This window comes from Cupriavidus sp. MEYA8, assembly GCF_059278825.1.
The window spans coordinates 447,053-465,897 of record NZ_JCAEMD010000003.1; the positions used below are offsets into that span (position 1 = coordinate 447,053).

Annotated in this window: 14 protein-coding genes and 2 pseudogenes; 8 read left to right on the plus strand and 8 right to left on the minus strand. The window is 64.0% G+C overall.

The genetic code is table 11. The features are described from left to right. Positions 1 to 34 precede the first annotated feature (34 nt). Genes AC5WJ1_RS29960 through AC5WJ1_RS29970 form a run of 3 tightly spaced genes read right to left on the minus strand, consistent with a single transcriptional unit; the run spans position 35 to position 3,748 of the window. Entirely contained in the window at positions 35 to 880 is an 846-nt protein-coding gene (locus AC5WJ1_RS29960; protein ID WP_494477094.1) for an enoyl-CoA hydratase/isomerase family protein, read from the minus strand. A gap of 34 nt (positions 881 to 914) precedes the next feature. Continuing rightward, positions 915 to 2,075, minus strand: coding sequence for an acyl-CoA dehydrogenase family protein (locus AC5WJ1_RS29965; RefSeq protein WP_494477095.1), 1,161 nt, complete (start codon positions 2,073 to 2,075; stop codon positions 915 to 917). A 53-nt stretch (positions 2,076 to 2,128) separates the two neighbouring features. Next, entirely contained in the window at positions 2,129 to 3,748 is a 1,620-nt protein-coding gene (locus AC5WJ1_RS29970; RefSeq protein WP_494477096.1) for an acyl-CoA carboxylase subunit beta, read from the minus strand. Between the two features lie 159 nt (positions 3,749 to 3,907). Between AC5WJ1_RS29970 and AC5WJ1_RS29975 the strand changes: the two genes are divergently transcribed. The 7 genes from AC5WJ1_RS29975 (at position 3,908) to AC5WJ1_RS30005 (ending at position 12,789) form a co-directional block, all read left to right on the plus strand. Next, positions 3,908 to 4,654, plus strand: a complete 747-nt coding sequence (locus AC5WJ1_RS29975) for an IclR family transcriptional regulator (protein ID WP_494477097.1) — start codon at positions 3,908 to 3,910, stop codon at positions 4,652 to 4,654. 277 nt (positions 4,655 to 4,931) lie between these two features. Further along, the gene (locus tag AC5WJ1_RS29980; protein ID WP_494477098.1) at positions 4,932 to 5,072 is read left to right on the plus strand and encodes a hypothetical protein; all 141 of its coding nucleotides are present in this window, start codon (positions 4,932 to 4,934) and stop codon (positions 5,070 to 5,072) included. A 203-nt stretch (positions 5,073 to 5,275) separates the two neighbouring features. Then, a complete protein-coding gene (locus AC5WJ1_RS29985; protein WP_494477099.1) occupies positions 5,276 to 6,490 on the plus strand; it encodes an acetyl-CoA C-acetyltransferase in 1,215 nt (404 codons plus the stop codon). 19 nt (positions 6,491 to 6,509) lie between these two features. After that, positions 6,510 to 7,733 (plus strand): CoA transferase, encoded by a 1,224-nt coding sequence (locus tag AC5WJ1_RS29990; RefSeq protein ID WP_494477100.1) that lies wholly within the window; start codon positions 6,510 to 6,512, stop codon positions 7,731 to 7,733. Positions 7,734 to 7,776: 43 nt separating this feature from the next. Then, positions 7,777 to 9,432, plus strand: a complete 1,656-nt coding sequence (locus AC5WJ1_RS29995) for an acyl-CoA dehydrogenase family protein (RefSeq protein WP_494477101.1) — start codon at positions 7,777 to 7,779, stop codon at positions 9,430 to 9,432. A 186-nt stretch (positions 9,433 to 9,618) separates the two neighbouring features. After that, on the plus strand, positions 9,619 to 11,973 hold the full coding sequence (locus AC5WJ1_RS30000) for an acyl-CoA dehydrogenase family protein (RefSeq protein WP_494477102.1): 2,355 nt from the start codon (positions 9,619 to 9,621) through the stop codon (positions 11,971 to 11,973). Positions 11,974 to 12,021: 48 nt separating this feature from the next. Beyond that, complete coding sequence (locus tag AC5WJ1_RS30005; RefSeq protein ID WP_494477103.1) at positions 12,022 to 12,789, plus strand: AraC family transcriptional regulator; 768 nt, start codon at positions 12,022 to 12,024, stop codon at positions 12,787 to 12,789. On the opposite strand, the gene AC5WJ1_RS30010 is transcribed toward AC5WJ1_RS30005, so the two are convergent. Next, positions 12,753 to 13,466, minus strand: coding sequence for a hypothetical protein (locus AC5WJ1_RS30010; protein WP_494477104.1), 714 nt, complete (start codon positions 13,464 to 13,466; stop codon positions 12,753 to 12,755). The genes AC5WJ1_RS30005 and AC5WJ1_RS30010 overlap by 37 nt on opposite strands. Before the next feature lie 474 nt (positions 13,467 to 13,940). Between AC5WJ1_RS30010 and AC5WJ1_RS30015 the strand changes: the two are divergent. Then, positions 13,941 to 14,616, plus strand: a pseudogene (locus AC5WJ1_RS30015) (Fic family protein); the annotation flags it as partial. Here the strand turns inward: AC5WJ1_RS30015 and AC5WJ1_RS30020 are convergent. The 4 genes and pseudogenes from AC5WJ1_RS30020 to AC5WJ1_RS30035 all read right to left on the minus strand — a co-directional run. Further along, positions 14,587 to 14,706, minus strand: a pseudogene (locus tag AC5WJ1_RS30020) (DDE-type integrase/transposase/recombinase); the annotation flags it as partial. The pseudogenes AC5WJ1_RS30015 and AC5WJ1_RS30020 overlap by 30 nt on opposite strands. 479 nt (positions 14,707 to 15,185) lie before the next feature. Next, the gene (locus tag AC5WJ1_RS30025; protein ID WP_494477105.1) at positions 15,186 to 16,112 is read right to left on the minus strand and encodes an IS110 family transposase; all 927 of its coding nucleotides are present in this window, start codon (positions 16,110 to 16,112) and stop codon (positions 15,186 to 15,188) included. A gap of 180 nt (positions 16,113 to 16,292) precedes the next feature. Next, entirely contained in the window at positions 16,293 to 18,323 is a 2,031-nt protein-coding gene (locus tag AC5WJ1_RS30030) for an oxidoreductase (RefSeq protein WP_494477106.1), read from the minus strand. A 108-nt stretch (positions 18,324 to 18,431) separates the two neighbouring features. Beyond that, positions 18,432 to 18,845, minus strand: coding sequence for a Zn-ribbon domain-containing OB-fold protein (locus tag AC5WJ1_RS30035; protein ID WP_494477107.1), 414 nt, complete (start codon positions 18,843 to 18,845; stop codon positions 18,432 to 18,434).

Sequence of the window (18,845 nt, forward strand, 5' to 3'; positions counted from 1 at the left end):
CCTGTGAATTTCCTGGAAGGGGCTGGCGGGAAGGTCAGGCGACCGCCTGCGCGGCGCGCACGGCCCCGACATCGAAGCGGACGGTCCAGTTCGCGTCCCGCTTCTCACGGAACGCGGCGACGCCTTCGTTGCCCTCGCGCCGCATGCACTGCGCGAACAGGTGCGAGGCGTCATCCAGCAGCGAGCCGGCCGGCTCCTGCCCGCAGCGGCCCACCAGCGTCTTGAACACGCGGTTGGCGTTCGGGCCGCAGCGGCCGATACGCGTCAACCACTCGGCGATAAGGGCATCCAGTTCAGCGCTGTCGGCCGCCAGCTGGTCGACCAGCCCGATGGCCACGGCGGCATCGCCGCTGACGCGCTCACCGGTCAGGCCCAGGCGGCGCGTGGCGGTGGCGCCAAGCCGCTGCACCACGAATGGCGCGATCTGCGCGGCAATAATGCCCAGCGTGGTTTCCGACAGCGCAAAGCGCGCGTCGCGCGTGGCCAGCACGATGTCGGCGGCGCACGCCAGGCCCATGCCGCCGCCCATCGCGGCGCCGTCCACGGCGGCAATCACCGGCACCGGCAGCATGCTCAGACGCTGCATGAAGTAACCGAACTGGCGGTTGCGCGTGGCGACCGGGTCTTCCTCGCTGGCGTCGGCATCAAGGCGGGCCTTGAAGTTGCCCACGTTGCCGCCGGCGCTGAAGATGCCGCCGGCGCCCCGCAGCACCAGCGCGCGAACCTCGGGGTCCGCTTCGGCCTGCTCTACCGCGGCCGCCAGCGCGGCCACGATTTCGGGTGCCAGCGCATTGCGCGTGGCAGGGATATTGAGTGTGGCGAACAGCACGCCGCTGGCGCGGCGCACGATCACCGTATCGGTGAGGGAGTTGTCGGGCATGTCAGTCCTGGCAGTTGATTGCTTCACCATCACGTCAGCCGCGCGACATCAGGCCCATCTGCTTGGCAATGACCTGCATCATCACTTCGTCAGCCCCGCCGCCGATCGAACCGAGGCGGAAGTCGCGGTACGCGCGCGAAGCGTGGTTGTCCCAGGTGTAGCCCATGCCACCCTGGAACTGCATGCACCAGTCCGCCACCTCGCGCGACAGGCGCCCGGCCTTGAGCTTGGCCATCGAAGCCAGCTCAATCACATCGCCGCCCTCGATATAGGTCTGCGTAGCCATATAGACCAGCGCGCGCAGCGCTTCCATCTCGGTCTTCAGCTCGGCGAGCTTGAACTGGATGAACTGGTTGTCCAGCAGCGGCTTGCCGAAGGCAATGCGCTGGCGCAGGTAGTCGGCGGTCTCTTCGATCAGCGCTGTGCAGGCCAGCCGGCGCGCGGCGCCGTTCAGGCGCTCTTCCTGGAACTGCTTCATCTGGTAGATGAAGCCCATGCCTTCCTCACCGATGCGGTTGCGCACCGGCACGCGCACTTCGTCGAAGAAGATCTGCGCAGTGTCGGAGCACCACATGCCGAACTTCTTGATCTTCTGCACCTCCACCCCGCGTACGCGCTTGCCGCCTTCCTTGAGCGGCACGATGATCAGCGACTTGTTCTTGTGCACCGGCCCATCGGAGGTGTTGCACAGCAGGCAGATCCAGTCGGACTGCGTGCCGTTGGTGATCCACATCTTTGAGCCGGTGATGACGTAGTCGTCGCCATCGCGCACGGCGCGGGTCTTGAGCGAAGCCACGTCGGAGCCGGCGCCGGCTTCGGACACGCCAATCGAACACACCATGTCGCCGGCGATGGCCGGGGCCAGGTAATTGCGCTTGAGTTCGTCCGAGCCGAAGGCGGTCAGCGCCGGCGTGGCCATGTCGGTCTGCACGCCCACGCCCATGCCGATGCCCTGGGCACGCGCATAGCCCAGCGCCTCGGCGGCGGCGACGGCATAGGAGAAATTGAGGCCCAGGCCGCCGTATTCCACCGGCTTGGTGATGCCCAGGAAGCCGAGGTCGCCCATTTTCTTGAACAGCTCGTGCGCCGGAAAGATCTCGGCGGCTTCCCACTTGTCCACGAAGGGATCGATCTCCGCCGCAACGAAGCGGCGAATGCTTTCCATGATGTTGCGGTGGTCTTCGGTGTAGAGCATGGTGGTCTCCTGAGGTTCTTTTCGCTTAGGACTTGGTCTGGATGGCGTGCCGCTTAGAAGCGGCCCACGCCGAACTGGATCGGATTTGTCTCGCGCAGGCTGGCCTCTCGCGCGGTGGCCAGCACAAAGGCCAGCACGGCACGGGTATCGCGCGGGTCGATCACACCGTCATCCAGCAGCAGTCCGCTGGTGACGAAAGCGCTGGCCTGGCGCTCGAAGTTGGCAACGATCTCGGCGGTCTGGTCCTTGAGCTGTGCCTCGTCAACCGGTACGCCCTTGCGTGCGGCCTGCTGGCGCGCCACGATCTCAAGCGTCATGGCGGCCTGCTCGCCGCCCATCACGGCGGTACGCGCGTTCGGCCAAGAGAAGCAGAAGCGCGGTCGGAATCCTCTTCCGCACATGCCGAAATTCCCCGCCCCGAATGAGGAACCGCAATAAAGGGTGATCCGAGGTACTTTCGAGTTCGACAGCGCCTGGATCAACTTCGAACCGTGCTTGATCATGCCGGCCTCTTCCGAAGCGCGCCCGACGATAAAGCCGGTGGTGTTCTGCAGGAACACGATCGGCGTGTCCGACTGGTTGCACAACTGGATGAACTGCGCGGCCTTGGTGGCGCCGGCGGGATCGATCGGGCCGTTGTTGGTAATGAAGGCGACCGTGTTGCCTTCAATGCGCGCGTGGCCGCACACGGTGCCAGGGCCGTAGTCGGGCTTGAACGGCAGCCAGGCGGAGTCGTCAACGATGCGGGCGATAACCTCGCGCATGTCGACCGGGCGCTTCATGTCCAGCGTCATCACGCCGTCCAGTTCAGACGGATCCAGCCGCGGCGGGCGCGCCGGCTGCGCCGGCGGCGGCGCCACTTTGGGCCAGTCCAGGCTGGCGACAATGTCGCGCGCGGTGGCAATGGCGTGTTCATCGTCTTCGGCCAGGTACTCGGCCAGCCCGCTGGTGGTGGCGTGCAAGTCGGCGCCGCCGAGTTCCTCATCCGTGGCGATTTCGCCGGTGGCAGCCTTCAGCAACGGCGGGCCGGCCAGGAAGGCGCGTGCGCGATTGCGTACCATCACCACGTAATCGGACAGGCCGGGCATGTAGGCGCCGCCCGCAGTGGACGAGCCGTGCACCACGGTGATCACCGGCAGCCCGGCCGCGGACAGGCGTGCCAAGTTGTAGAACAGCGCGCCGCCGCGCACGAACTTGTCGACGCGGTACTTGCGCAGGTTGGAGCCGGCCGATTCCACCAGGTGGATGAACGGCAGCCGGTTCTCCAGCGCGATCTCCTGGCAGCGCACCAGCTTCATGTTGCCGGCTTCGGTCATGGCGCCGGCGTCGATGCCGGAATCGGTGGCCAGCACCATGCAGCGCACGCCGCAGACGAAGCCGATGCCGGCCACCAGCGAACCGCCGGGAATCGAGGTCTCATGGTCCGGGTCGTCCATGCCGAAGCCTGCGAGCGTCGCAATCGGCAGGAATGGCGCGCCCGGATCCAGCAAGCGGCCGATGCGCTCGCGCGGCAGCAATGCCCCGCGTTTGGCAAAAGAAGGCCGTGCGCGCTCGGAGGCGGCCGCCGCGCGCTGCTCCAGGCCATGCAGGCGGTCGATCAGGGCCTGCATGCCGGCGCGCTGGCTGGCAAAGGCATCGGAGGACAGGTCAATACGGGAATCGATGGGAGTCATAGCGCATGCTCGGGGTTCCGTGATGGACGTATTGCAAACCATGGCGCCGCGCGGGACAATTGCAATCGTGCAGTTCGTGCACAATGTGAACAGCCAATGCCCTCCCGGGGAACGATGTGACCCGTCCCGGATTCCGAAGTTGTCCCGACGCCCCTTTCCATGCCCACCAAGCCCGCCGCCCCCTTCGGCGTACAGAGCCTGTCCCGCGCCTTCACTCTCCTCCAGCTGGTGGCCGAGCACCAGGACGTCGGGTTGACCCTGCCAGAGCTTGCCGCAAAGGCAGACATCGACCGGACCACCGCGCACCGCATGGCGCGCTTTCTCGAGTCCGCAGAATATATCGAGCGCGAATCCGCCAGTAAGCGCTATCGCCTGGGCACCGCCGCCATGGCGCTGGGTCTGCGTGCAATGAATGAAGCGCCGCGCAACAGCGGGCTGATTACCAAGATGAAGGCGCTGGCGCGGCTCACCGGCGATACCACCTTCCTAATCGTACGCCTCGGCGACCACGGGCATTGCCTGCATGCAGAAGAAGGTGGCCACCGCATCAAGTCCTTCCACACGCTGCCCGGCACGTCCCGCCTGCTAGGCCAGGGCACCGCCAGCATGGCCCTGCTGGCGAAGTTCGACAACGAGGCGGTGCGCGCGCACTATGCACGGCACCGCGCCGAATACGAGGCCGGCGGCCTGAGCCTGCTGAGGCTGATGCGCGGGGTCGAGCGCTGCCGCAAGCTCGGTTACTCCCTGGCGGGCGCCGAGGGGATAGCCGGCGTGGGTTATGCGTTACCGCTGGCGATGGGTGCGGAAGCGGCCATCAGCATTGTCTCCACCACGTCCAGGATGTCGGTGGCACGTCGGCACGAGATAGGTGGCATCTTGGGCGCGATGTTTTTTCGTGAAACCTGATCCACCGCCTTAAGAACCCATTTCATTATGAAATGGGTTCTAAGCCTGCTGTCCGCTGCCGCAAGGCTGCGGCGATGGCAGGATTGCGCTTAACACGCATCCGGGCGTCGGCCGGGCGACCGGTCCGTCACCTCCGGCGCAATCTTCATGCGGCCCGCATCGGCTACCCGAGGTCGAACTGCACAATGTGCACAGCTGAGGCTTGCACGCTTGTCACTGCCCTCGCGATGGGCTTGAATGGCTCCATGCTTCCGGTACCGGAAGCATGGAGACGACGATGACCCGTTCCGCTACGGCGAGCGCCCCGACGCGCGCCGCCCTGTCGCAGCTGCTTGAATCCGCCTCGATGGCCATTGTCGGCGCCTCGCGCGATACCAGCCGTATCGGCGGTGTGGCGCTGCGTCACCTGGCGTGCTAGCCAGCAAGCAGGCCATCTACCTCCCGGCATTCGCGCAGTTCGGTGCTGTGCAGGCGGCCGACCCGACCCACTTCGCCTGTCTGGCCGCGTTCCGTCAGGGCCACCGCGGAGTTCGATAGCTGGAAGAACCCTGAACAGAGGCAAAGTCCTGACGACAGGCACGGCCATCCGTTCCATTCCCACCAAAATGAAATGAGGTTGTCATGAGAGAAGCAGTGATCTGTGAGCCGTTGCGCACGCCAGTGGGCCGCTACGGTGGCGTGTTCCGCGATATTCCTGCCGCTGATCTGGCCGAGACCGTGATCCGCGAACTGGTGCGCCGTACGGCGCTGGATCCTGCGCATATCGACGACGTGATCTTCGGCCAGTGCTATCCCAACGGTGAGGCGCCTGCGATCGGGCGGGTGGCCGGCCTCGATGCCGGCCTGGGCATTCGCGTGCCGGGCCTTCAACTGGACCGGCGTTGCGGCTCCGGCCTGCAGGCGGTCATCGACGCCGCCATGCGGGTGCAGACCGGTGCGGCCGACCTGGTGATCGCCGGCGGTGCGGAGAGCATGAGCCAGGCCGAGCACTACGTGCTGGGGGCCCGTTGGGGCGGCCTGCGTGGCGACTCGTCGCCGCTGTGGGACCGCATTGCGCGCGGCCGCATCACCTCCGGCGGCAGGCACCACCCGGTGGAAGGCGGCATGCTGGAGACCGCGGAAAACCTGCGCCGCGAGCACGGCATCAGCCGCGAAGCCCAGGACGAACTAGCCGTGAAGTCGCACGCGAACGCGATCGCGGCCCAGCAATCCGGGCGCTTCCAGGAAGAGATCGTGCCGGTTTCGGTCAAGGCAAAGGGCGGTGCCAAGGTCGTCGACCAGGACGAGCACCCGCGCGCTGATGTGACCAGAGAAAGCCTGGCCGCCCTGCGAGCAGTACGGCTGAAGGTCGATCCGGAATCTACCGTGACGGCAGGCAATGCCAGCGGGCAGAACGATGGCGCGGCAGCATGCATCGTGACCACACCCGACAAAGCCGAAGCGCTCGGACTGCGTCCATTCGGACGGCTGGTGAGTTGGGCTGTGGCGGGTGTGGAGCCGGAGCGCATGGGCATCGGCCCGGTGCCCGCCACCGACCTGGCGCTGCGCCGCGCCGGCCTTGGGCTCAAGGACATCGACCTGCTGGAGGTCAACGAGGCATTCGCCGCGCAGGTGCTGGCCTGCACCACGGCCTGGGATCTCAAGCAGTCCGACTTCGATCGCCTGAACGTGAACGGCTCCGGCATTTCGCTCGGCCACCCGGTCGGCGCCACCGGCGTTCGCATCCTGACCACCATGCTGCGTGAGTTGCGCCGGCGCCAGGCGCGATATGGCCTGGAAACTATGTGTATCGGCGGCGGCCAGGGGCTTGCCGCGGTGTTCGAGCGAGTCGGCTGACGCGGCGGGGGCACGGCATATGTACCAGATCCTGAACGGCATGCGCGTGGTGGAATGCGCATCCTTCATTGCCGCACCTTCCAGCGCCTTGCACCTGCTGCAACTCGGGGCGGAAGTCGTGCGCATCGATCCCGTCGGCGGCGGGCCTGACTTCCGCCGCTGGCCAGTGTCGGACCGTGGCGACAGCTTCTATTGGGAAGGACTGAACAAGGGGAAGAAATCAATCGCCATCGATCTGTCCCGGCCACAGGGCCGTAGCCTGGCGGTCGATATCATTACCGCGCAAGGAGCCGGATCGGGCCTGTTCGTCACCAATTTCCCGAAGGACGGCTTCCTGTCTCATGAAGCCCTGCGCCAGCGCCGTGCCGACCTGATAACCGTACGCGTCATGGGCTGGAATGACGGATCGCAAGCGCTGGACTACACGGTCAATGCGGCCCTTGGACTCCCCTATATGACCGGCTCCGCGGCCAATGGCGCCGATCCGGTCAACCATGTCCTGCCCGCGTGGGATCTGCTCACCGGCTCTTATGCGGCGTTTGCGCTGCTGGCCGCGGAGCGGTTCCGGCGCGAGACCGGCCAAGGCCAGGAAGTACTGGTGCCCCTGTCGGATGTCGCCCTGGCATCGGTTGGCCACATGGGCCAGATCGCCGAGGTGCTCACTGACGGAGATCGCCCCCGCCAGGGCAACGACCTGTTCGGTGCCTTCGGCCGGGATTTCACCACGGCCGACGGGCAGCGCGTGATGGTGGTAGCCATTACGGCACGACAATGGTCCGGGCTGGTGGCGGCGCTGCAGCTGGGCGATACAGTTGCGGCGCTGGAGGCCTCGCTTGGCGTGTCATTCGCCAGGGATGAAGGCGAGCGCTTCCAGCATCGCAACGCACTGTTCCCGCTGTTTGAGCAGGCCATCGCTGCCCGTCCATTGGCCGCCGTGAAAGCGATCTTCGAAGCCAATGCCGTGTGCTGGGCGCCGTACCGGACGCTGCGCAGCGCCCTGTCCGAGGACCCGCACTTTTCCACCGACAGCGAGCTCTTCACCACGCTCGACCATCCAAGCGGACATCGCTATCCGGCACCAGGCGCCATGGCAAGCTTCCAGGGAATTCCCCGCCACGCGGTGCCGCGCGCGCCCTACCTGGGCGAGCACACCGACGAGGTGCTGGCCGAGGTGCTGTCGCTGTCCTCTGCGCGGATCGGTGAGCTGCATGACGCTGGCGTCATCTCCGGCCCTGCACGGTAGTCAACTCTTTCGCGGCGCTGTCCCGGCTGCCCTTCTGAACATCATGCCAATACACTCTGATTTCGCTGCACACGCCCAGGCCATTGCGCCGGCGGTGCGGACCTACGCTGCCGCCGTCTCGGGTGAGGTGGCCCAGCTCTGCAAGACCGATGGCCGTGTCGATGCCGGCCTGCTGGAACGCCACCAACGCGCTGTCCACGGTCTGGCGTGGATGGCAACCACGGCTGAGGCAGTGGTCCGGGCTGCGCACTGGGCGCTACGCCTGGCGGAGCAGGACACGCTTGGGCGGGCCGACGAACTGGCGGTATGCGTCGGCGTCGCTGAATACCTGAACCAGCTTGCAGGCGGCATCCCGATGTCGCAAAGCGAGATCTTCCGGCCCCATGAGCTGGGACTTGAGGCGCAGGCCGCGCAACTGGCCGCGCACGACAGCGTGCGCTGGTTCGTCGCCCACGGTGGCCCGGATGCGCGGGCGGCACTCATTGAGGAGTACCGGCAAGGCTCGGTGATTTCCGATACGGTGTTCGACGACGATATGGACGTCATCCGCGACCAGTTCCGCCGCTTCACCGAGAACGAGATCGTGCCGCATGCGCACGCCTGGCATCTGGCCGATGAACTGATCCCGGATGCATTGGTGGCCCAACTGGGCAACCTTGGCGCATTTGGCGTTTGTATCGACCCGGAGTTCGGTGGCATGGGCCTGGGCAAGCTGGCCATGTGCATCGTCACCGAGGAGCTGAGCCGGGGCTGGATTGCGGCCGGTTCGCTGGGCACGCGCTCGGAGATCGCAGGTGAACTGATCTCCAGCGCCGGCACGCCCGCGCAGAAGGATGATTGGTTGCCCAAAATCGCCTCGGGCGAGGTGTTGCCGACCGCGGTCTTTACCGAGCCCGATGCCGGCTCGGATCTTGCATCGTTGCGTACCCGGGCGTCGCCTTGCGATGATGGCTGGCGCATCGACGGCAACAAGACGTGGATCACGCACGCATCGCGCAGCGACCTGATGACAGTGCTGGCGCGGTCCGAGCCGGACGTGGAGGGCCATGCGGGCCTCAGCATGTTCCTCGCGCCAAAGCCGCGCGGCAACGACCAGCAGCCGTTTCCGGCAGCCGGCATGGTTGGCGGTGAAATTCACGTGCTCGGCTACCGCGGCATGAAGGAGTACGAAATCGGCTTTGACGGCTTCCGCGTGCCCGAAGGCGGGTTGCTGGGCGGCAAGCGGGGTCAGGGTTTCCGCCAGCTGATGCAAACCTTCGAGGGCGCACGCATCCAGACGGCGGCGCGTGCGGTCGGTGTCGCGTGGCGCGCGTTCGAGCTCGCCTGGCGCTACGCCAGCGACCGCAAGCAGTTTCGCAAGCCCATCGTGGAGTTCCCCCGCGTCGGCGACAAGCTCGCCATGATGATCGCCGAGACCGCAATAGCGCGCCAGATCACTTACTTCGCTGCATCCGAGAAGGACAAGGGACACCGCTGCGACATCGAAGCCGGCATGGCCAAGCTGCTGGCAGCCCGCGTGGCGTGGAGCAATGCCGATGCCGGCGTGCAGATCCACGGCGGCAACGGCTATGCGCTTGAATTCGAGATGAGCCGCATCCTGTGCGATGCGCGCATCCTGAATATCTTCGAAGGCGCGGCGGAAATCCAGGCCCAGGTCATCGGCCGTGGACTGCTGGCGCGGGAAGAAGGCGTCCGATAATCGGCGCCGGGCAGTGCGATCTATCGATCAAGGAGACAGGGTCATTTACCTGGTCACCTTGATCGCAATCAGTTGCCTGGCTTCGAACACCGGAGGCCGCAGACTCCTGAGAATGGCAGCACCGCAAGACGGCGCAGCCGTGCAGAAATCACAACTACGCAGAGCGCACCGTGCGCGTCACATTCGATGGAAACCACACAAGACTCCCGGGCTGAACTTGAGGAACTGCTTGCAGCGATCGAAGACTCAGCCGAAAAGTTTTTCAAGGATCGGGGCGGACTGGCCGTACCCCGGCATAGGCGCGCCTCTGAGCAAGACTCGCTGCCTCAAGCGGAGTTCGGCAGAGACGATTGGCAGGCATTCGCCGAACTGGGATGGCCAGCAATACTCGTTCCTGCCGCACAGGATGGGCTAGGCCTCGGGCTTCGCGCGGCCGCGGCGGTGGCGCGCAAGGTTGGCCGCTGGCTGGCACCGGAGCCGTTCACTTCGACTGCGGGCGTGGTGCCGACGCTGCTTGCCAATGCGCAGACTGCGGCAGCGCAAGCACTGCTCGCTTCCGTCTTGTCCGGAGAGCACATCATCGGCATGGCACTGGACCTGCAGGAAGGGATCGACGGCGGCGCTGACTGTTGCAGGATTGAGCGCGGCGCCGATGGTACTCGGCGCCTGTCCGGCACCGCTCCCTATGTGGTGCCGGCCGCTCCCGCGGACGGCTGGCTTATCGCGGCCGTCAACGAACAACGCCAGCCGGTGCTGCTGCACGTAAGCGCCGAAGATGAAAATCTTGCAATCGAGCCGAAGCTCGAAGCGGACGGCCGCTGTCGCGCGCGCCTGAGCTTCAGCGGCGGTACGGTGCAGGATCAGGCCGTGATGGCAGAGGGTGAGAACGTGCAAGCGTTGCTCACCCACGCGGTGCAGGTTGGGCGCATCCTGTATGCGGCGGAGCTGGTGGGCGCTGCGGAGCGCTTGCAGGAACTGACGCTGGAGCATCTGACGCAGCGGCGGCAGTTCGGGCGGGCCATCGGCAGCTTCCAGGTGTTGCAACACCGCTGCGTCGACGTGCGCACGCAAGTCGAGCTTGCGCGCGCGTGCCTTGAGGAGGCCGTGTCGCCGCAAGCCGAGGATGGCAAGACCAGCCTGCTCGAGGCGGGAGCGTTGCGAGCCAAGCTGCGCGCTTGTCGCGCCGCGATGGATGCGGCGCTCGCCGCGGTGCATCTGCATGGTGCCATGGGCATTACCGACGAGTGCGACGTCGGCCTGTACTTAAAGCGGATTCTCGCGCTGATGCCGCGCTTCGGAACCGAACGTGCCCTGCAGGAGCGCTGGCTCGAACTGGCAGGTGCCACCACTGAGGACAGCACGGTGGCGGACTGGACTGGCGAGTTCCCAAGCGCAGCCGACTGGGAGGCGATGCCGGACGACCAGTTCCGTGCGATGCTACGGGCCTTCCTGGTTCACCATTACCCCGATCATCTGCGCCACATGCCGCGGCGCGTCCATTGGGACGAGATCGGCGACTGGTACCACTGCCTGTCCCGGCAGGGCTGGATCGCCCCGGCATGGCCGGTCGCGCATGGCGGGATGGGGCTGCCTCCGGCCAAGTTGATCGCGTGGTTCGAGGAGTTCGAGTCGTACGGCGTGGCGCGTGCGCCAGACCAGGGCATTCTGATGGTCGGGCCAATCCTGATGCACTACGGCACGCCCGCGCAACAGCACAAGTTCCTGCCGCGCATCCTCAGTGGCGAGAACATCTGGTGCCAGGGCTATTCTGAGCCGAATGCGGGCTCGGACCTTGCCAGCTTGCGCACCGAGGCCACGCTGGATGGCGATCATTTTGTCGTCAATGGCCAGAAGATCTGGACCACGCTGGCGCAGGATGCGACGCACATCTTCATGCTGGTGCGTACGGACAAGGCCGCCAAACCGCAAGCAGGAATCAGCTTCCTGCTATGTGACCTGAAGTCTGCGGGCATCACGGTGCGGCCGATTCGCGATCTCGCCGGGCACAGCGAGTTCTGCGAGGTTTTTTTCGACGGCGTGCGCGTGCCGCGCGAAAACCTCGTGGGGAACCTGAACGACGGCTGGACCATTGCCAAGGCGCTGCTCGGTTTCGAGCGCCTGCACCTGGGTAGCCCCAAACAGTCGCAGCATGCGCTGGGGCACCTGCGCGCGCTGGGCCAGGCGGGCGGGCTGATGGACGACCCCGCCTTCCGAGCGGCATATGCCGAGCTGGCGCTGGATGTCGCCGATCTCGGCGCCTTGTACACCAGGTATGCAGACTACGTCAAACGCGGGGAACGGCTGCCGCCTTCGGTTTCAATGCTCAAGATCTGGGCTACGGAGACCTACCAGCGGATCGGGCTCGCCATCACGCGCTACGCAGGCGATTCCGCTGCACTGGCGGGTGCGGTCAATGTTGGTGGCAATAGCGTGCATCTGCTCGCCCCTTTGTTGAATGCCAGTGCTGCCAAGATCTACGGCGGAGCGAATGAAGTTCAGCGCAACATCCTGGCCCGGACTGTTCTCGAGTTGCCAGCCTGAACCTAAACCTGAAGCGAGGGGCTTCCATTCATGCCTGTAAGGGCATGAATGGAAGCCGGTGTCGCGCCCGCGACCAAGGCCCGGAAAATCGCCATCAGCTCGATACGACGCTATGTGCAGCTCACATCGAGCTGGTGTCAGATTCACGGTCACGATCATGAAATCACTGACGGCTTTCTCTTGGCGGTGAACGGGGTGTCCGGCAATCGCATGGTCGCTATGCGCGTTCGTTTGCAGTCCCACATGCACATCAGCTTGCATCGACTGCTGCCGGCGTTTCCGCTGTCGATTATCGGCGCGCACGGGAGATTGGTCATCCTGCGGCGCGGCTATGAGCGCTTGCTGCTCCCCGGGCAAAAGATCACCATCGATCCGTTCGATGCCATGGACCTGTATCTGGACGGCTGCAATGTGCAACCTGCTGCCTGTACCCTGGAGATCGATACCATGGCGCCGGCAGCGCTTCCGGCGGCCTTGCATCACCGCATCTGCAAGCGCGTTTTCCTGCAGCCCCAGGTCGCGTGGAGCGCCGCCTATATCGCCGAACGATTGGATATGTCGACCGCACAGCTGCGCCGCATACTCTTCTCACAAGGGATGGCCCTCACCGATCTATGCCGAACGCAACGGCTGATGAGGGTGCTGTTCGAAGCCACGGGCGGCTATGTTGCCATGCGCGACCTTGGGCGCTTTGCCGGCTGGCCCGAGAATAGCTATCTCGACGCTGCATTCTACGATCGCTTCGGCTTGACCATGGACGCCGCCAGGCGGCTGGCGATTCACTCCTCGCCCCAGTGGCATCGATCGGTGGCCTGATGCCATATCAAAGCGGAAGGCAATGGCGAATACGAACGGCCCGCAGCGCTGACTGACCGCAACGCCCAGCCGATAAATGGGCTGGCGTCGCTGCAATTCATCATCCAATGCGCATCGCAGGTGCGACATTGGTGCTCACACTGCATGACTTCGAGATACGCGGAATAGCGCTGCCGCGCGAGCGGCGCGACCTGGCACAGTTGCGGATGACCGGATGCGCGGCGCGAGTCTTGCTGCAGTGCTGCGCACTCCCCGCACAATGGTTGCAGCGCCACCGTGCCCGGGGATTGGGCCGGAGGGATTGGCGCCGTTGCGCCGCCGGCACGGAAACGGCGCGGCACGGGCCATTGCCGCACAACCGTCCAGTAGAGCACGCGCAATAACTCACGCCCCGACTGCATGGCGGTGGCACGGCAGCGGTCCACATGCCGCTCCATCAAGAAGCCCATCTCGGCGGCCGCTGCGAAGCAGACCAGTTGTTGTTGTCCGCTGCAGTTGCCGATCCAGTTGTCGAGGATCTCGACCAGCGCGTTCCGGTAAGCATCCGTGCCCGGCCGCCCCGCGGCGCTGGCGGCCCTGTTCGCCCGACGGCGCATGCTGCGAATATCCGTCCGTAGCCCTCTCAGTTCTCTGAGCACTGCGCGGTCCGGGTGGTCCAGATCAATTCTGTCGATCACTATACATCTCCTACGGGATGGAGCGATGGCCATCGAGGCGCCTGAGGTCTTTCGGCCTTGCGAAACCGCGAAGCCGCCATTTCATCACGCCACCTTCGCGCCGTGCCTCCGCTGCAAGAAGGTTGGCCTATGTGCGATCCGTGGGAATCATGGCACGTGCTTGATGCTTCTTGATACATGGATTGCAAACCAAGGCAGCGCATTGGACAACTGAGATCCGGCAATGTATGCATAATGTGCACAGCAGAGTTGGGCCTTGCCAAGCCCCAGTCAGCCAGCCGTTTGCCTCGATCGGCACGGTCCATTGGCGCCGATAGTTTGGGGGCTCTCAGGCTGTAAGGCCACACTGTGCCGCAGCCGCCGGTGGATCCAGAGAAATCAGCGCATGAAGAGCCGGTACCAGCGCTGCAAGCATCTCGTCCATCAAACGTTCACCCCGTTCGTCGCACAAGCCTATTCCAGGCGGCCTGCAGCGTGGGCCACGAGTCGGATTCCCACCATCGGACGGAGAATATCGGTACGGTCGGTTTCGACCGCTATACCTTAATGAACCTGCATAGCGCCTTGTCGGAGAACCTGTTGCCCAATCCTGCCGATGAAGGCCGGATTCGCCGGCACGCCGTGGACATTGGCCAAACTGTTTACCGTCCCCTCTCAGCACCACAGCAAATTGAGGTCGCACTAGATTTCCTGCTCGAGAAAGTGAACCAGATTGCCGATCCCTTTGAACAATCATTCTTCGTGCTGGTGCACCTGCCATACCTGCAGCCATTCGTGGACGTCAACAAACGCACCTCGCGCCTGGTGGCAAATCTGCCGCTATTCCGTGCAAACCTTTGTCCGCTGACGTTCCTGGATGTGCCGGAGCAAGCTCATAGCCGCGCCATCCTTGGCAGAATTGCTGCGCGATCTCTACGTTTGGGCCTACGAGCGCTCAACGCAAGAGTACCTGGCCATCAAGCAGGATCTGGCGGAACCCAATCCACTACGCCTTGCCTGGCGTGATATGATCAAACAAACGATGCGGGACGTCGTGCTGCAACCCGATCAGGATGCGCTATCCGTGATTCAGCAGGTCGTCATGGCAAAAGTGCCAGAGGTTGATCGTGACAACGTGCAAGCGCTGATGAAAGCGCCGCGCCGCAGCCTTATCGCGCTGGGCGCGCAACAGGAAGTCGATGGTATGGCCCGCCTTGTCGACCGCCCGGTACAGGTACTTCCACTGACCGCGTACCAGGACGACACCGGTTCATTCTACCGGAGGCTTATTGCGACACCCATTAGTCGGCCGAAGTCAAGGCGCAAATCTTCCCCATCGCCGGATTGGCATGATGATGATCATTTTCATCGTCATGCCAATCCGGCGAAATTCCTTCCGTTATCCTGTCGCAGGCTGCCTGCAGGGCCAGCGGTATCGCATCCGTTTTCTCGCGGCTGGTTGCGAACCGGATCGCACCAGACACCCATCGGGATCAAGCGATCGGCGATGAATTGTCGATCGCCCTGGCGGCGGTGCCGCCCCAGAGAAACGTTGGTGCCAGACAAGGTCCAATGGGTTTCAGAACCGTGGCTGTTGCCTGCGCAACGCCAGTCAAGCGTGGCTCATTGTCTAGGCGACCCGGTTATCTGCAAACAGGAAGCGGGGCAAAGGGAAGACCCAATCAGAGCCATGGCTTTTCACCAGTCGCAATACCGGGCTCGTTCCCCTTGCACCGCCTTTTAGCCAAAGCAGCGGGTTACGTCAAATGGCTTGTGCTCCCGAAGCATGTGATAGCAGGCGCGCGCCAGCTTGTGCGCCAGCGCCTTGATCGCGACAATCCCGTTACGTGCACGTTTCTTGCGCTCGTAAAAGCGCCTGGCTTCCGGGCACGAGCGCATGGCGAAGTTCGCCGCCTCGACAAATGCCCACGCCAGATACTTGTTGCCGTTCTTTGTATTGCCTTCGCCTTTCTTCCTGCTATTGCTTTCGCGCCGGCTGTCCACACTGCCGGGCACCGACTTCAGCAACACGTAGTCGGGTTGCAGTTTCACCCGCTCTATGAGTCGATTCTCGAGGATTTCGATCTGCTCCTGCAAGGTTTGCATCACCGCCAGATTGGCCTGCATCGCGAGTGCCACATCCGGTGCAAAGCCGAATTCGCTGACCTGTGTCTGATCCAGACGCTTGACCCGTTCACCCCGCATCTGCCCACCAGTGTGGCGTGAGAACAGGTTCTCGATCGCGAGGATCTGGGCCGTTCGACACTGCACCAGTTGCATGCGCTTGCGCGAGAGATCGCGCACCGGACGTTCTTCTGCTGGATAAATGTAGCCTTCTGGCAATAGCCCCAGACGCAGCAGTTGTGCGAGATGGGCAGCATCCGCGAAGTCCCCACTATATTTCAACCCCTCGTACTGCTTGATCGCTGCGGGGTTCGCCAGATGCACTTGGTAGCCATCTTTTATCAGGCCATCAACCAGCCAGTACCAATTAAACGTGGCTTCGATTACCACCCCCACCAGCTCGTCACGATGCGGCGCCAGGGCTGTCTGGATCTGGACCGGATCGTTTGGTAACCGCCGCTGGTAGATAACCCGGTCAGCTTCATCGCTGACCACAACCACACTGTTGTTCGAGTGCAGGTCGATTCCACTAAACTTGTTCATGCCGGCCTCCTGTGCGTCACGTCAGTTCGCAACTCGACTCTACGCCAGCCGTTCGACCCGAACGGAGGGGAGGCCGGCTATATGATTATCAGAGCCCTGAAGGCAGTTGCCGAGTTGCATCGCGCAGAATGGCCACGGCTCTTCGCCTGGTTCGATCTCGCATGAATTCCTCGATGAGCCCTATACCTCCGCAGCCATCCGTGTCGCCTGGTCGATTGCCCGCTTGGCATCGAGTTCCGCGGCCTCGTCCGCACCACCGACCAACCGGGCCTGCACGCCTTCCTTCTGCAGTTCTTCATATAGCGTTCGCAAAGGCGTCTGGCCGGCGCAAATGATGATCGTGTCGACGTCGAACACCCGCGACTCGCCATTGACCCGCGTGTGCAATCCAGCGGCATCAATCTTCAGGTACTCAACTCCCGACACCATGTGGACACCCCGTCGCTGCAGCACCATGCGATGGGTCCACCCAGTCGTACGCCCCAGGTTCCTGCCCACCGCAGTTGCCTTGCGTTGCATCAGCCACACTTCGCGGTCCGCCCTGGCAATCTGCGGGACGACCCCGGTTACGCCACCGCGGGGGTGGTTCTGGAAGTCGATGCCCCATTCGCGAGCGAAGGTATCGACGTCAAGCGCCGGGGAAACTCCGACGTGCGTGATGAGCGACGCCACGTCGAAGCCGATGCCACCCGCTCCCATGATGGCCACGCGCTTGCCAATTGGCTTGCGGCCTAGGATCGCATCGATGTACGGGACCACCTTTCGGCTATCGAGGCCGGGCAAGTCCGGCACGCGTGGACTGACTCCGGTCGCAATCACGACCTCGTCAAAGCCTCCCGTCTTGAGCATGCAGGCATCGACGACGGTGTTCAGACGCAGCGTGATGTCGAGCTTCGCAATCATCCGGGCGAAGTAGCGGAGGGTCTCATGGAACTCCTCTTTTCCAGGGATCCGTTTCGCCAGGTTGAACTGCCCCCCGATTTCGGATGCCTTGTCAAACAGCGTGACTGCGTGTCCACGTTGCGCCGCCGCCGTCGCAAAGGCGAGTCCGGCAGGCCCCGCCCCAACCACGGCAATGCGCTTCTTCCGGGCAGCGGGTGAGAGATTGAGCCGGGTTTCGTTGCACGCACGTGGATTCACCAGGCAAGTCACCTGCTTGTGCCCGCTGAAGGTGTGGTCAAGGCAGGCCTGATTGCAGCCGATGCAAGTATTGATCTCGTCCTCCCGTCCCTCGCGCGCCTTGTTGACGAGTTCGGGGTCGGCCAGCATGGGGCGGGCCATCGAGACCAGATCGGCGTCGCCGCGTGCGAGCACCGCCTCGGCAACCTGAGGCATATTGATCCGGTTGCTCGTGATCACGGGAATGCGTACCACACGGCGCAGTCGCCCGCTCACGCTGGCGAATGCCGCTCGCGGAACCATGGTGGCAATCGTCGGCACCGGCGCCTCATGCCAGCAGAAATGCGTGCTGAGGATGTTGACGCCCGCGGACTCCAGTGATCGTGCGAGGGAGACAACTTCCTCCCAGGCGAGGCCGCCCTCCAGCATATCCATCGCCGAGATGCGAAAAATCACCATGAAGTCGGGCCCCACCGCAGCACGGACGGCCCGAACGACCTCGAGGGGAAGCCGCATGCGGTTGTCCCAAGAGCCGCCCCAACGGTCGGAGCGCAGGTTGGTCTTGCGGACCAGGAAGGTGCTGATCAGGTAGCCGGCGGAACCGATGATCTCGACGCCGTCGTATCCCGCGAGCTGGGCCATTTTGCCGCACTGCGCGTAGTCGGCAATCAACTGCGCGATGTCGTCCTCGGACAGTTCCCGAGGGGTGTAGCGGCCAACTCGCGACTTCAGCGCAGACGGCGCCACACAGTCCGGGTTGTCTGCGAGCGGGCCCGCATGGAGGATCTGCATACAGATCTTTACATCCGGCGCCGCCGCATGGACGGCCTCCGTCACCAAGCGGTGCTGCCCGGCTTCCTCAGGGGTCGACAGTTTCGAGCCGCGGCCCGCCTCAAGGTTCGGGAAGACGCCGCCCGTGATGATCATGCCGACTCCGCCCCGGGCACGCTCTGCATAGTAGGCCGCCATGCGCTCGTACGCGTCCGGCTGTTCCTCGAGCCCCGTGTGCATCGAGCCCATCACAATGCGGTTCTTCAGCGCGACGAAGCCCAGGTCCAGGGGGTCGAGAATATGGGGATATCGTACTGACATGGCTTTCTGCTTCCTGGTAGGGGACATGCCCGTCCATACTGCCAGTCGCGCCCGCATCCCGTCCGGGGCGCGGGGGCGACTGGTTTTTTTAAACTGGCGTCAGCGACTTCAGGGTTTCACCAGCTCGAATTGCGGAAGCTGAATCGTCTCGGACGCCCGCTCGAAAACCACGCGCACCCGCTTGCCGATGGCGATCTCGTTCGGATCGGCGTTGAAGAGGTTCGCCATCATTCGCACACCCTCATCCAGATTCACCACCACGACGGCATAGGGCAGTCTCTTCTTCAGGTAGGCGTCGGATGACCGGTAGTTGATCGTATAGGTGTAAATCACTCCCTCGCCGGATACGTCACGCCAGTCGACCTTGTCCGACTCGCAGCTCAGGCAGAAGGGGCGCGGGGGGAATTGGTGCTTGCCGCAATCCTGGCAGCACTGGACAGCCAGCCGACCTTCGTTGGCCGCTTGCCAGTAGCCCTCGGTGATTTGGGTCGGCTGGGGGAGAGTACGTTGAATGTCGCTCAT